This is a genomic window from Lonepinella sp. BR2474, assembly GCF_051851555.1.
Taxonomy (GTDB): domain Bacteria; phylum Pseudomonadota; class Gammaproteobacteria; order Enterobacterales; family Pasteurellaceae; genus Lonepinella.
On sequence record NZ_JBPDVH010000007.1, the window covers coordinates 1 to 12,036 of the forward strand.

Sequence of the window (12,036 nt, forward strand, 5' to 3'; positions counted from 1 at the left end):
CAGATTGTCTGATAAATTGTTAAAGAACAAAAAACAACGACGCACGCTAGAAAGTTCGATTTTCACAACAGTGCGTCGTTGTGTGTGGCGTATTATAGAGATTTGAAAATCCTTTGCAAGTGTTTTTTATCAATTTCTTTGAAAAAACGCTTGTTCGAACATAAAATCAACAATCTACGCCACTCTTTATGTTATGGCTTATATTTCATCGCTCTAAAATCCGCACGAAGAAGTTTTTTATTCACTTCTTTCAATGCCAATTCTTTCTCTGTTTCAGTTAATAATTGCACATATTTATTCTTTAATGCGGCAAAAGTTTTCCAAAACATATGCGAAGTCACAAAAAGCCGATTGGATTTGATCAATATATAAGCGTCTGCTGCGCCAATTTCTCGTAATTTAGAAATTGTGTCAATTCCAACTTTCCCCAACAGACGTTCATACTTTAATGACATATTCGGTAAATGCCGAATTCTCCTTGCTTTTTCTAACGATTCCGCTAATTTTTCCTTTTCAATTTGTTGCAAAGAGATGTGAATCATCTTAACCAATATAGCGCTCTTATCTTCATCAATAAAATAGATGCTCGGGATCAAATAATAATCTCGAATCTTTAGATTGCTCGATATTGCCTCTCTATCCCATGGAATAGCACCTATCGCTTGCACTTTTATCGCCAAATCATCTTTTGCTCTCAAATAAAAACCACCTTTCTTATAAATACCAAACATGTGGTTCTCATAAAAAATACCAATACCAGAAAATAATTGCTTAGACTTAACATCACCAAGTAAAGCAACGAGTTTTTCATGTAAGTTAATAGTAGGTATATTTAACATATATCCCATCCTTATGTTAACTCAATTAAATTTAAAACCTCATAAATCCTTATGAGATCACGAATGTGAATTCACGTCTTATTAATACCACAGAACTCATCACATTAATATAACCATTTGAAAAATAAAATTTATTTTTCAAAAACCCATGTTTGATCACAGTAGTTTTCGCAATCTTTTGTTATATTTAAGGATTTTATTTCGATTAATTGGGCTAAATTCCATGCTAATACTCTCGCTATCCAAGATTTTTAATTGCTTACGCCCATAAATAACTCTCGAACAGCACATATCACTGAGAAATAATTCAGTACTCTACGATGACGGCGAAAATATAATGAAATTTTAGGAAAAGAAAAGGAAAAAGGAAAAAGGAAGATCGTAGGATGAAACAGTCCTCCTACTCACCTTTCTTTTTGTGAAGCGGTAGGAGGACATAAATATTATTGCGTCGACAACGCATCTCTCGCCGAGCGAATTGACCGTTCCAATAAATCCCGTTTCGGATCATCTTCAGGCATTAATTGCAACATCATTGACCAACTCACAATGGCCATTTTGTAATCTTCCTGTTCAAAATAATGAAATGCCAACAAGCTCAGAGCATCCAAATTACTGTGATCTTGCCGAATCACTTGTTTTAACAGGGTTTCGCCTTGCTGTTTATCGATGCTGTCATCCGAGAACATTAAAATCCGAGCATAAGCCAAGGTATAATCCGTATTTTCGGGGGCAAGTTGGTGAGCTTTGGCGTAGCTTTCTAAGGCTAATTTTCCGTTATTCATTGCCATGCCTAATTGCCCTAATAAAAACCAGCTTTGTACATCCTGCGGAGTTTTCTGCATTTTTAAACGAAGTGCGGTGGCAAATTGTTGCATTTCTTGCTCAGTCAGCGGTTTGCTATCTTCTTCTTTAAGCCGTTCGTAAAAATACGGGAGCTTTTCGGCAGTATGGTCTAGCATAGTTTGTGCTTGCCACGCCCCCAAATGCACATAGCTTACGCCGGCCACAATACTCATAGCCAATAAACCACTGACAAAATACAGTTTGTGTTTTTTTAACAGAGGATACAGCCCGATGACGGCGACCAATAAGGTCAATAACCCAATGATTAACCAAATCATTTTTTCGTTTCCTTCTGTTGTTTTTTCGGGCGGAACAGCACGCCTAATCCGATTAAAAAGCATAACGCAGGTGCTAACCAAAGCAGTAACGTTGCGGCCGTTAAAGGGGGATCATAGGTAACGAAATTACCATAGCGTTGTACCATATAATCTACAATTTCTTGCTTGCCTTTGCCCGCTTGCAATAGTTCAAACACTTTCGCTCGCATATCTACTGCAATAGTGGCGTTGCTGTCGGCAATACTGTTATTTTGACATTGCGGACAGCGGAGCTGTTGGGTGAGTTGGTGATAATCCGTCTCCTGTTGTGCAGATTGAAAATTCAAGGCATCAATGGCAGAAAATGCAGATAAGCTAAAAAATAGCAGAAAAAGTGCGGTGATTTTTCTCATTGTTTTTGCTCCGCTGAATGTTGGCTTATTAAACGTTGATAAATCGGCTGAATTTTTTCTTGCCACACCTTTTCATTCAAATCGCCTGCGTGACGATATTGAATAATGCCGTTGCCGTCGATCACAAAGGTTTCGGGTGCCCCATAAACGCCCAAATCCAAACCAAAGGATCCTTTTTCATCAAACAAAACCTGTTGATAGGGGTTGTTCAACCGCTGCAACCAACTCACGGCTTTTTCACGTTGATCTTTGTAGTCCACGCCAATAATCACCACGCCTTGTTCAGCAAGCTGATTTAAATATTGGTGTTCCGCATAGCAAGTGGGACACCACGTTGCCCAGACGTTAAGCAAAATCGGTTTGCCTTGTTGGAAAATCGCTTGCTTAACGGGTTGATTACTGAATAAATCCGTTAGCTGCATCGTGGGTACCGCTTGTCCCACTAAAGCACTTTCTAAGGCTTTGGGATCGTCCCCTTGGCCGTTGCGTTGTAGCTGCACGAAAAAAGCGACGATTAATGCCACAAACAAAATTAACGGTAAAAATAATTTTCTATTCATCGTTCACTCTTTGACTGAATTGTTTATTGCGATAACGGCGATCAAACAGGCAAAGCACGCCGCCCAATGCCATCAACACGCCACCGAGCCAAATCCAACGGATAAACGGCTTGTAATATAAACGCAACGCCCAAGATCCATCGCCTAAACTTTCGCCTAATGCCACATACAGATCACAGCTCAAGCCCCAATCAATGGCGGCTTCGGTCATAGTCATTTTGCTCACGGTGTAAAAACGTTTTTCGGCATATAAGGTCGTTTCTAATTTATCCCCTTGATAAATCGCCACTTCTGCCTTGCCGCCCGTGTAATTGGCACCGTTGGCTTCGCTGATCCCATTAAATTGGAAACGGTAATCTTCAATTTGCACGCTGTCGCCTACCTTCATTCGTACATCACGTTCAATGCTGAAATTTTGGCTAAAGGCAATGCCCCAAATAGTCATTGCGACCCCAAGATGAGCGAACAACATTCCCCAATAAGAGCGGCTAAATTGACGTAAGCCGTGCCAAAACCCCGTGCGATGAGTGGTTCGTTGGTAGAGTTCATAAAGCGTGAGTAACACAATAATCGCTGACATCATCACGCCCAACACGGCACTGATAGTCAATTGATTGTGTAACCACAGCGGCAAGGCAAAGCCTAAAATTGCCATTAAAATCACCGCACTAATGACAGGCTTACGAATGGCTGAAAACTGATCTCGTCGCCATTTGACCAGTGGACCAATGCCTAATAATAGTGAAAAAGGTGTGGCGATAATCAAAAACATCTGATTAAAGAAAGGCGCACCGACCGAAATGGAACCCAAACCGAGTTGTTTATGAATTAACGGCAATAATGTGCCTAACAACACCACGGAAAGGGCAGTCATTAACAGGATATTATTGAGCAATAACAGGCTTTCTCGACTGTAACGTTCTGCGTTATCGGTGGAGCGAATTTGTCCGCCTTTCACCGCATACAGCGTCAGCGAACCGCCAATCACGACCACCAAATACGCCAGAATATACAAGCCACGAGTGGGATCGGACGCAAAGGCGTGCACGGAAACCAAAATGCCCGAACGCACTAAAAAAGTACCAAGTAAACACAGAGAAAAGGCTAAAATCGCAAGTAATAACGTCCAAGATTTAAAGGCTCCCCGTTTTTCTGTGACGCTTAAACTGTGTAACAACGCCGTACCGACCAACCAAGGCATTAAAGACGCATTTTCTACGGGATCCCAAAACCACCAGCCGCCCCAGCCCAGTTCGTAATACGCCCACCAAGATCCTAGCACAATGCCTAAGGTTAAAAATACCCAAGCGGCTAAGGTCCAAGTTTTAGACCATCTCGCCCAAGCGGTGTCTAGTTTACCCGTTATCAAGGACGCAATGGCAAAAGCAAACGCCACGGAAAAGCCCACATAGCCCATATACAACAACGGCGGATGAAAAATTAGCCCCACATCTTGCAACAACGGATTGAGTTCACGCCCATCTACAGGAAAATCGGGAAAAGTGCGGTTAAACGGGTTGGATGTAAACAGGACAAACAGCAGAAAACCGATACTGATAATGCCCATCACGCCTAATACCCGAGCCACCGCCTGTTGTGGTAAAGCACGACTAAAGGTGGCGACTGCTGCTGCCCACAAGGTCAACAGCCAAATCCATAATAACAGCGAACCTTCGTGCGATCCCCACACTGCGGATAAACGATATTGCAATGGCAACTGGCTATTGGAATTGTTGACCACATATTGCACGCTAAAATCGTTCACCGCAAAGGCATAAAATAACGCCCCGAATGACAGGGTTAAACTCAAAAATAACGCATAGGTCAGCGGACGAGCTAATGCCATCATGGTGGCGTGATTTTTTTCCGCCCCCCATAACGGGAAAATTGCCAACAACACCGATACGGCTAAACTCAAGGCTAAGGCATAATGTCCAAGTTCAGGGATCATTGGGCGGTTCCTTGTGGTTTATCTTGTAAACGATCCCGTTCACTTTCGCCTTTCAGATCCTGTGCCGATACGCCCATAGGTTGATGGACTTTTTTCATTTGCTCACTTAAATCAGGTGGCACATAATTTTCATCGTGTTTTGCCAACACTTCCGTGGCGTCTAGCACGGTCGGTGCAATCAATTTGCCTTGTGCCACGATGCCTTGTCCTTCACGGAATAAATCAGGCAAAATGCCATCGTATTGCACGGTGATGGCAGGCCCGATATCATTCAAATCAAACCGCACTTGCAGGCTTTTGTCGTCCCGATGTACCGAACCTTCTACCACCATTCCACCCACTCGCAGCCGTTGTCCCACTTCGGGTTTTAACGCTGGATCGTTATTTTTGCCGTAAACGATTTCAGACGGGGTATAAAATAAATCAATATTGGCACGCAGGGCATAGGTAATCAGCCCCGTTGCTACCGCAATGCCGAGCAAAACCAATAGCACTAAGATTAAACGAGATTGGCGTCTAGGATTCATTTTTCACTCCCGTTTTGAGCAGCTTGTATCCGCTGTTCTCTGGCCTGTTCACGGAGAATAGCGGCGAAAATGCGGTGTTTTTCACGCCAACTTTGCACCGCTAACAGCAAAATCGCTAAAAAAGAAATGCCATAAGACAGCCACACATAAAAGCCATAGCCGCCCATATCCAAAAAATCACGCCACGATTGGAAAAACATAACGTTCTTCTCCCACAATATAAAAAATCAAAAAATAAATTAACATCCCCTCTCCCTCTGGGAGAGGGTTAGGGTGAGGGTTTAATTCTCTCATTTACAATATTCCCCCTCTCCCAAAGGGAGAGGGAACAACTTATTTGCTTGCCAACGCTTTCACCCAAGGACGCTTATGTTCTTCTCGCAACAACGCATTGCGATACCGCACTAGCCCTAGCCAAAGGGTTAAACTCATAAAACCAAAAATACTCAAAATTAACGGAATTAACATTGACGTCGCCATTGATGGCTTATCCAATTTGGTGATGGTTGCCCCTTGATGTAAGGTGTTCCACCATTCCACCGAAAAATGAATGATCGGAATGTTAATCACGCCCACCACACACAAAACCGCTGCCGCTTTCATTCCTGTATGGCGATCTTGAAATGCCGAATACAACGCCAGCACGCCCAAATACAAAAAGAACAAAATCAGCGATGACGTTAGGCGAGCATCCCACACCCACCAGGTTCCCCACATTGGCTTGCCCCAAATAGCACCTGTCACCAACGACAAAAAGGTCAACACTGCCCCAATCGGGGCAAGGGCTAAAATGGATAAATGGGCTTGTTTAATTTGCCACACTAAACCAATCAAGCCTGCTACTGCCATTGACACATAAATTGCCATTGACCAAATCGCTGTTGGCACGTGGACATAAATAATCCGAAAACCATTGCCCTGTTGATAATCCGCTGGTGCAAACGCCAAGCCCCACACCAATCCCACGCCTAACAACAGCAAGGTAAGCACCGCCAACCACGGCAAGCATTTCCCACACAACGCATATTGCGTTTCAGGTTTGGCATAAGGATGTAACCACTTCCACATAAAACTGTCCTTTCTTATTGTGCTAAACTGATACGTAACGCCGCCGCAATAGCAAAGGGCGACAGGGTTAAAGTAATAGCCAAAATCGCCCCTAAAATTGCCAAAAGTCCGCCATAAGGCAAGCCTAAACGCGCGGCATCCAACACCGCCGTTGAAAAAATCAACACGGGGATAAACAACGGCAATACAATTAAACTTAACAGCACGCCACCCTTGCGTAAACCCACTGTCAACGCCACGCCAATTGCCCCCAAACAGCTTAATACGGGCGTACCAATCAACAAGGTCAATACCAACGCCCACCAGATTTCTGGCTCAAGGGACAATAACAACGCGGCGATTGGCGATAATAAAATCAACGGTAATCCTGTTAATAGCCAATGGGCGATCACTTTCGCTAAGGCGGTCAACGGCAAGGGTTGAGCAATTAACAGTAATTGTTCCAAGGAACCGTCCACAAAATCATCTCGAAACAGCCGTTCAAAAGACAATAACGCCGATAACAACGCCGCCACCCACGCCACGGCAGGAGCGACGTTGGCTAATAATTTCGGATCCGCCCCCATTGCCAAGGGAAACAGGGTGATCACCATCAGGAAAAACCACAACGGATTGAGAATTTCCGCCTGTTTTCGCCACGCCATTTTGATTTCCCGTTGGATAATTTGGGTGAATATCATTGTATTTCTCCCGAAGTGCGGTAGCAATCCAACCGCACTTTTTGCAACATTGTGCTTTCCACATCCTGATGGCTGGTCAGAATCACGATTCCCCCTTGCTGGCAATGCTGTTCTAAATGGGTAATCAACATTTTCACACCGTGTTTATCAATGGCATTAAAGGGTTCATCTAAAATCCACAAGGGGGCTTTTGACAGCCACAATCTCGCCAAGCCAATACGTTTTTGTTGCCCTGCGGAAAGTTGACTCGCCATAATATCCTCACGCCCCAACAGCCCGACTTTTTCCAAGGCTTGCCATAAAATTTCATCGCCTTGCCAACAATGGCTGACCTGTTGATAAAATTTTAAATTTTCCCATGCGGTTAATTCAGGCTTAATTCCCGATAAATGCCCCAAATACAACAAATCATATTGGTAATCTTCTCGGCATTCAGAAATCTCTGTGAAATTCCACCGCACTTTACCGTGCAATGGACGAGCCAACCCCGTTAAAATCCGCAACAGACTGGTTTTACCTATCCCATTTTTCCCCTCAATCTGCACAAAATCACCCGATTGAAAACGCAAGTTCAGATCCGCAAACAGCAGATTATCGCCCCGTTGGCAAGCAAGGTGTTCAAGTTCAAGGGTGTTGGGCATTGTATAGTCCGTTCGTGATATTAGCCGTTTATTTTTGCCTGCGAATTTTATCACAAGGTCTTGTCTAAAGGGGTAACTCTTTTGGGGGATATTGCTGAGATAGATCAATTTATCGCCAATAAAAAGACGGATTTCACTGTTTTACTGAAATCCGCCTTAAATCAAAACTGAATTAATTATTGAAAAGAATCTTTCAACCGTTCATCAGCTCGGCGAGCTTCGCCTTTGTGTTGCAGTTTATTTAATTGTCTTTCCAATTTTTCTTCTACTTCATTAATGGCTTTATACATATCATCCGAAGTTGCACTGGCAAATAGATTACCATGTGCAGTACCAATGGTTGCCTCCACTGAAAAACCTTGCGGCACTTTGCTTAATACAAAATGCGGATTAATCAACTGGGTTTGCCATTTTTCCAATTTGGTTAATCGGTCTTCAATATGAGCTCGAATGGCTGGTGTGATGTCCATTTGTTTACTTGCAATATTAAGTGTCATAATAATCACCTCTTTTACTTCTTGATGAATGAAAATCTTTCCGCTTATCTACAAGGTAGGTTGTTTAACAACATTTTTCAAGTGCTTTCTCTCAATTTTTACAAGAAATTATTAAAAATGTGATCTTAGTCTCAAAAATGCAGAAAAACAGCGTCCCCGTTAATTTAGAACGAACATTTAATCTACAATTATTTCACCCTACTGCCCGCTTTCGCCCCGTTATCCACATCCAACAAGAACAAATCCGCTCCGCCAGTACCAGCCGATAAAATCATCCCTTGTGACACGCCGAATTTCATTTTGCGTGGAGCAAGGTTGGCGATCATAATCACTTGGCGACCGATTAAGTCTTCAGGTTGACTATACGCCCCTTTAATACCCGACAACACTTGGCGTTGTTCAAAGCCTAAATCCAATTGGAATTTCAATAATTTATTGCTTTCTGGTACGGCTTCGCAATGTAAAACAGTGGCGACACGTAAGTCAATTTTAGCAAAATCATCAATACTGATTTCAGGTTCTACGGGTTCAAATTCGCTCGAAACTGCGGTGTTTTTCTCCGCACTTTTTGCACTATTTGCAGAATTATTCACCGCCGCATTTTCTGCTTTGGAGGCCTCAATCATTTCATCAATTTGTTTCATATCCAAACGGTTAAATAAGGCTTTGAATGGGGCGATTTGATGTGCCAATAACGGTTGACTCAAATTGTCCCATGTTAATTCCGCTTGCAAGAATTGCTCCACCCGTTCGGCTAATTTTGGTAGTACGGGTTTTAAATAGCCCATTAGCACACGGAATAATTGAATCCCCATGGAACAGACTTCGTGCAACTCCCGATCTTTGCCCTCTTGTTTGGCGATCACCCACGGGGCTTTGTCGTCCACATATTTATTGGCTTTATCCGCTAATGCCATAATGGCACGAATCGCCTTGCCATATTCACGACTTTCGTAAAATTCGGCAATTTGCTCGGATTGTGCGGTAAATTCGTCAAATAGGCTTTGATCTTCCAATTGTGCTGCTAATTTGCCATCAAAGCGTTTTTGGATAAAGCCCGCATTACGAGACGCCAAATTCACTAATTTATTGACTAAATCGGCGTTCACCCGTTGTACAAAGTCTTCTAAATTTAAGTCTAAATCATCAATACGGCTACTGAGTTTTGCCGCATAGTAATAACGCAAACATTCAGGATCGAGATGTTTTAAATAGGTGGCAGCTTGAATAAAAGTACCACGGGATTTTGACATTTTTTCGCCATTCACCGTCACATAACCATGCACAAAAATATTGCTTGGCTTGCGTAAGTTTGCCCCTTCTAGCATTGCTGGCCAGAAAAGACTGTGGAAATACATAATGTCTTTGCCGATAAAATGATACAGTTCTGCGGTGCTTTCTTTCTTCCAAAAGGTATCAAAATCAATCTGTTCACGATCACAGAGATTTTTGAACGACGCCATATAGCCAATCGGGGCATCCAACCACACATAGAAATATTTGTTTTCGGTGTTCGGAATTTTAAAGCCAAAATACGGGGCATCACGGGAAATATCCCATTGTTGCAAGCCCGCATCAAACCATTCTTGCATTTTATTTGCCACTTCCGATTGCAATGCCCCTGAGCGGTTCCACTCTTGCAACATTTTTTCGAAACTTGGCAAATCAAAGAAATAATGCTCACTTTCTTTTAACACAGGCGTTGCCCCTGATACGGTGGAACGGGCGTCAATCAATTCCGTTGGGCTATAAGTAGCAGAACAAACTTCGCAATTATCACCATATTGATCCGGTGCTTTACATTTTGGGCAGGTGCCTTTCACAAAACGGTCGGGCAAGAACATGGCTTTTTCAGGATCGAATAATTGAGAAATCGTGCGGTTTTTAATAAAACCGTTTTCTTTCAATTTGGTGTAGATCATTTCCGACAAGACCCGATTTTCTTCGCTATGCGTGGAATGATAATTATCGAAACTGATATTAAAGCCCGAAAAATCCGCATAATGGGCGGTATGCACGTCATTAATCAGCTGTTCAGGCGTAATCCCCATTTGATCCGCTTTTAACATAATCGGCGTGCCGTGCGCATCATCGGCACAGACAAAATGAATGTCATTGCCCCGCATCCGTTGGAAACGCACCCAAATATCCGCCTGGATGTGTTCTAACATATGCCCTAAATGAATCGGGCCGTTGGCGTAAGGCAACGCACAGGTAACAAGAATTTGACGTTTTGGTTGAGTAGACATAAAAATACCTTTTAGAAAATTGACTGGCACAGAACACTGTGAAAATTGCGGTGATTTTACCTGATTTGGGGTATTTTATCCAGTTCATCCGCAATAAAACCATTCTTTGCTTAACATCACCTGAATATCGTGGTTAAATAGTCGGGTATTTAAGCGACTTCATTTTAGGAAAGATAATGAATATCCAATTTTCCCCTCATTTTACTGAAAAACAACAAACAGAGTTCATTCAACTGTTTAAACAGTTTACTCACCCAACCTTGCAAAAAGATTTAATTGCCCTAAGTGCGGTGAAAAAAATCGAAAAAATGCAAGATGTGTTGCGGATCGAAATTCAAATACCTTTTGCTTGGAACACAGCATTTGAGCAGTTAAAAACCACGCTTAGCCAAAATTTGTTAGGCATAGCAGAAGCCCAACAAATGAAATGGCAATTACATTATCAAATTGCCACCTTAAAACGTGCCAATAATCACCCCGCAGTCAAAGGGGTTAAAAACATTATTGCCATTAGTTCTGGCAAAGGCGGGGTAGGGAAATCTACCACGACGGTCAATTTAGCGTTAGCGTTACAAGCGCAAGGCGCAAAGGTGGGGATTTTAGATGCGGATATTTACGGCCCCTCCATTCCGCACATGCTTGGCGTGCCACACCAACGCCCGACTTCACCCGATAACAAACATATGCAACCGATTCAGGCTTATGATTTGCAGACTAACTCTATCGGTTATTTAATGGCGGAGGACAATGCCACCATTTGGCGTGGCCCCATGGCAAGCAGTGCGTTAAACCAACTGTTAAATGAAACCCTATGGAATGAGCTAGATTATTTGGTAATTGATATGCCACCAGGCACGGGGGATATTCAACTTACCCTATCACAACAAATTCCCGTCACAGGCGCCGTTGTGGTCACGACACCACAGGATATTGCGTTACTTGACGCAATCAAAGGCATTGCCATGTTTAATAAAGTATCGGTACCCGTGTTAGGCATTGTAGAAAATATGTCTATGCACATTTGCGCAAACTGCGGTCATCATGAGGCCATCTTTGGTACGGGCGGCGCAGAAAAAATTGCGGAAAAATATCAAGTCAATGTGCTAGGGCAATTACCGTTACATATTTGCTTGCGGGAAGATTTAGATAAAGGCACCCCAACTGTGATTGCTGAATCTAACCCTGACATTAAACAAGCCTATTTACAACTTGCTGAGAAAGTTGCTAGTGAATTATATTGGCAAGGCTCGGTCATTCCGGGTGAAATTATGTTTAAAGAAGTAAAATAGACGCTAATCAGTCTGTTGATCAAATAAAAGCTCAACAGACTGATGTTTAGAAAAAATCCTTATCTAAAGGTTAAATATTTTCAACACAAACCCACCTTAAAAGAAAATAAAATCAAGATAAAATACCAAATATTTTCCAATTCATAGATTTTTATATAAAAAATATTTTTATACCATTACATTTTTTGATATTTTTTACTAAAAAACCTTTGACAGAAT

General features: G+C 42.4%; 12 protein-coding genes and 1 pseudogene. 1 reads left to right on the top strand and 12 read right to left on the bottom strand.

Annotation, left to right across the window (positions count from 1 at the left end):
- Positions 1-191 precede the first annotated feature (191 nt).
- The 12 genes and pseudogenes from ACTG7Q_RS08595 to metG form a co-directional block, all read right to left on the bottom strand.
- A complete protein-coding gene (locus ACTG7Q_RS08595) occupies positions 192-839 on the bottom strand; it encodes a TfoX/Sxy family DNA transformation protein (RefSeq protein WP_439242867.1) in 648 nt (215 codons plus the stop codon).
- Positions 840-1,282: 443 nt separating this feature from the next.
- Positions 1,283-1,888: pseudogene (locus ACTG7Q_RS08600) on the bottom strand (tetratricopeptide repeat protein); the annotation flags it as partial.
- A 71-nt stretch (positions 1,889-1,959) separates the two neighbouring features.
- A complete protein-coding gene (locus ACTG7Q_RS08605; RefSeq protein WP_439242869.1) occupies positions 1,960-2,355 on the bottom strand; it encodes a cytochrome c-type biogenesis protein in 396 nt (131 codons plus the stop codon).
- Positions 2,352-2,915, bottom strand: a complete 564-nt coding sequence (locus ACTG7Q_RS08610; protein WP_439242871.1) for a DsbE family thiol:disulfide interchange protein — start codon at positions 2,913-2,915, stop codon at positions 2,352-2,354. The genes ACTG7Q_RS08605 and ACTG7Q_RS08610 overlap by 4 nt, the downstream gene beginning before the upstream one ends.
- On the bottom strand, positions 2,908-4,866 hold the full coding sequence (locus ACTG7Q_RS08615; RefSeq protein WP_439242873.1) for a heme lyase CcmF/NrfE family subunit: 1,959 nt from the start codon (positions 4,864-4,866) through the stop codon (positions 2,908-2,910). Before ACTG7Q_RS08615 ends, ACTG7Q_RS08610 begins: the two co-directional genes overlap by 8 nt.
- Complete coding sequence (gene ccmE, locus ACTG7Q_RS08620) at positions 4,863-5,393, bottom strand: cytochrome c maturation protein CcmE (protein WP_439242875.1); 531 nt, start codon at positions 5,391-5,393, stop codon at positions 4,863-4,865. Before ccmE ends, ACTG7Q_RS08615 begins: the two co-directional genes overlap by 4 nt.
- Positions 5,390-5,593, bottom strand: a complete 204-nt coding sequence (gene ccmD / locus ACTG7Q_RS08625; RefSeq protein ID WP_439242877.1) for a heme exporter protein CcmD — start codon at positions 5,591-5,593, stop codon at positions 5,390-5,392. Before ccmD ends, ccmE begins: the two co-directional genes overlap by 4 nt.
- A 133-nt stretch (positions 5,594-5,726) precedes the next feature.
- The gene (locus ACTG7Q_RS08630) at positions 5,727-6,461 is read right to left on the bottom strand and encodes a heme ABC transporter permease (protein WP_439242879.1); all 735 of its coding nucleotides are present in this window, start codon (positions 6,459-6,461) and stop codon (positions 5,727-5,729) included.
- A gap of 14 nt (positions 6,462-6,475) precedes the next feature.
- Complete coding sequence (gene ccmB, locus ACTG7Q_RS08635; protein ID WP_439242881.1) at positions 6,476-7,141, bottom strand: heme exporter protein CcmB; 666 nt, start codon at positions 7,139-7,141, stop codon at positions 6,476-6,478.
- A complete protein-coding gene (gene ccmA, locus ACTG7Q_RS08640; RefSeq protein ID WP_439242883.1) occupies positions 7,138-7,782 on the bottom strand; it encodes a cytochrome c biogenesis heme-transporting ATPase CcmA in 645 nt (214 codons plus the stop codon). The genes ccmB and ccmA overlap by 4 nt, the downstream gene beginning before the upstream one ends.
- 176 nt (positions 7,783-7,958) lie before the next feature.
- Complete coding sequence (gene raiA / locus ACTG7Q_RS08645) at positions 7,959-8,279, bottom strand: ribosome-associated translation inhibitor RaiA (protein ID WP_439242885.1); 321 nt, start codon at positions 8,277-8,279, stop codon at positions 7,959-7,961.
- 188 nt (positions 8,280-8,467) lie between these two features.
- Positions 8,468-10,528 carry a methionine--tRNA ligase gene (gene metG, locus ACTG7Q_RS08650; protein WP_439242887.1) on the bottom strand — a complete coding sequence of 687 codons (2,061 nt, stop codon included), beginning with the start codon at positions 10,526-10,528 and terminating at the stop codon, positions 8,468-8,470.
- Between the two features lie 176 nt (positions 10,529-10,704).
- On the opposite strand from metG, the gene apbC reads away from it, so the two are divergent.
- The gene (gene apbC, locus ACTG7Q_RS08655) at positions 10,705-11,817 is read left to right on the top strand and encodes an iron-sulfur cluster carrier protein ApbC (RefSeq protein ID WP_439242889.1); all 1,113 of its coding nucleotides are present in this window, start codon (positions 10,705-10,707) and stop codon (positions 11,815-11,817) included.
- Positions 11,818-12,036: the final 219 nt, after the last annotated feature.

What these genes read in the sequence shown, in the direction of transcription:
- ACTG7Q_RS08595 (WP_439242867.1), bottom strand. Translation starts at nt 839, where the DNA reads ATGTTAAATATACCTACTATTAACTTACATGAAAAACTCGTTGCTTTA.
- ACTG7Q_RS08605 (WP_439242869.1), bottom strand. Translation starts at nt 2,355, where the DNA reads ATGAGAAAAATCACCGCACTTTTTCTGCTATTTTTTAGCTTATCTGCA.
- ACTG7Q_RS08610 (WP_439242871.1), bottom strand. Translation starts at nt 2,915, where the DNA reads ATGAATAGAAAATTATTTTTACCGTTAATTTTGTTTGTGGCATTAATC.
- ACTG7Q_RS08615 (WP_439242873.1), bottom strand. Translation starts at nt 4,866, where the DNA reads ATGATCCCTGAACTTGGACATTATGCCTTAGCCTTGAGTTTAGCCGTA.
- ccmE (WP_439242875.1), bottom strand. Translation starts at nt 5,393, where the DNA reads ATGAATCCTAGACGCCAATCTCGTTTAATCTTAGTGCTATTGGTTTTG.
- ccmD (WP_439242877.1), bottom strand. Translation starts at nt 5,593, where the DNA reads ATGTTTTTCCAATCGTGGCGTGATTTTTTGGATATGGGCGGCTATGGC.
- ACTG7Q_RS08630 (WP_439242879.1), bottom strand. Translation starts at nt 6,461, where the DNA reads ATGTGGAAGTGGTTACATCCTTATGCCAAACCTGAAACGCAATATGCG.
- ccmB (WP_439242881.1), bottom strand. Translation starts at nt 7,141, where the DNA reads ATGATATTCACCCAAATTATCCAACGGGAAATCAAAATGGCGTGGCGA.
- ccmA (WP_439242883.1), bottom strand. Translation starts at nt 7,782, where the DNA reads ATGCCCAACACCCTTGAACTTGAACACCTTGCTTGCCAACGGGGCGAT.
- raiA (WP_439242885.1), bottom strand. Translation starts at nt 8,279, where the DNA reads ATGACACTTAATATTGCAAGTAAACAAATGGACATCACACCAGCCATT.
- metG (WP_439242887.1), bottom strand. Translation starts at nt 10,528, where the DNA reads ATGTCTACTCAACCAAAACGTCAAATTCTTGTTACCTGTGCGTTGCCT.
- apbC (WP_439242889.1), top strand. Translation starts at nt 10,705, where the DNA reads ATGAATATCCAATTTTCCCCTCATTTTACTGAAAAACAACAAACAGAG.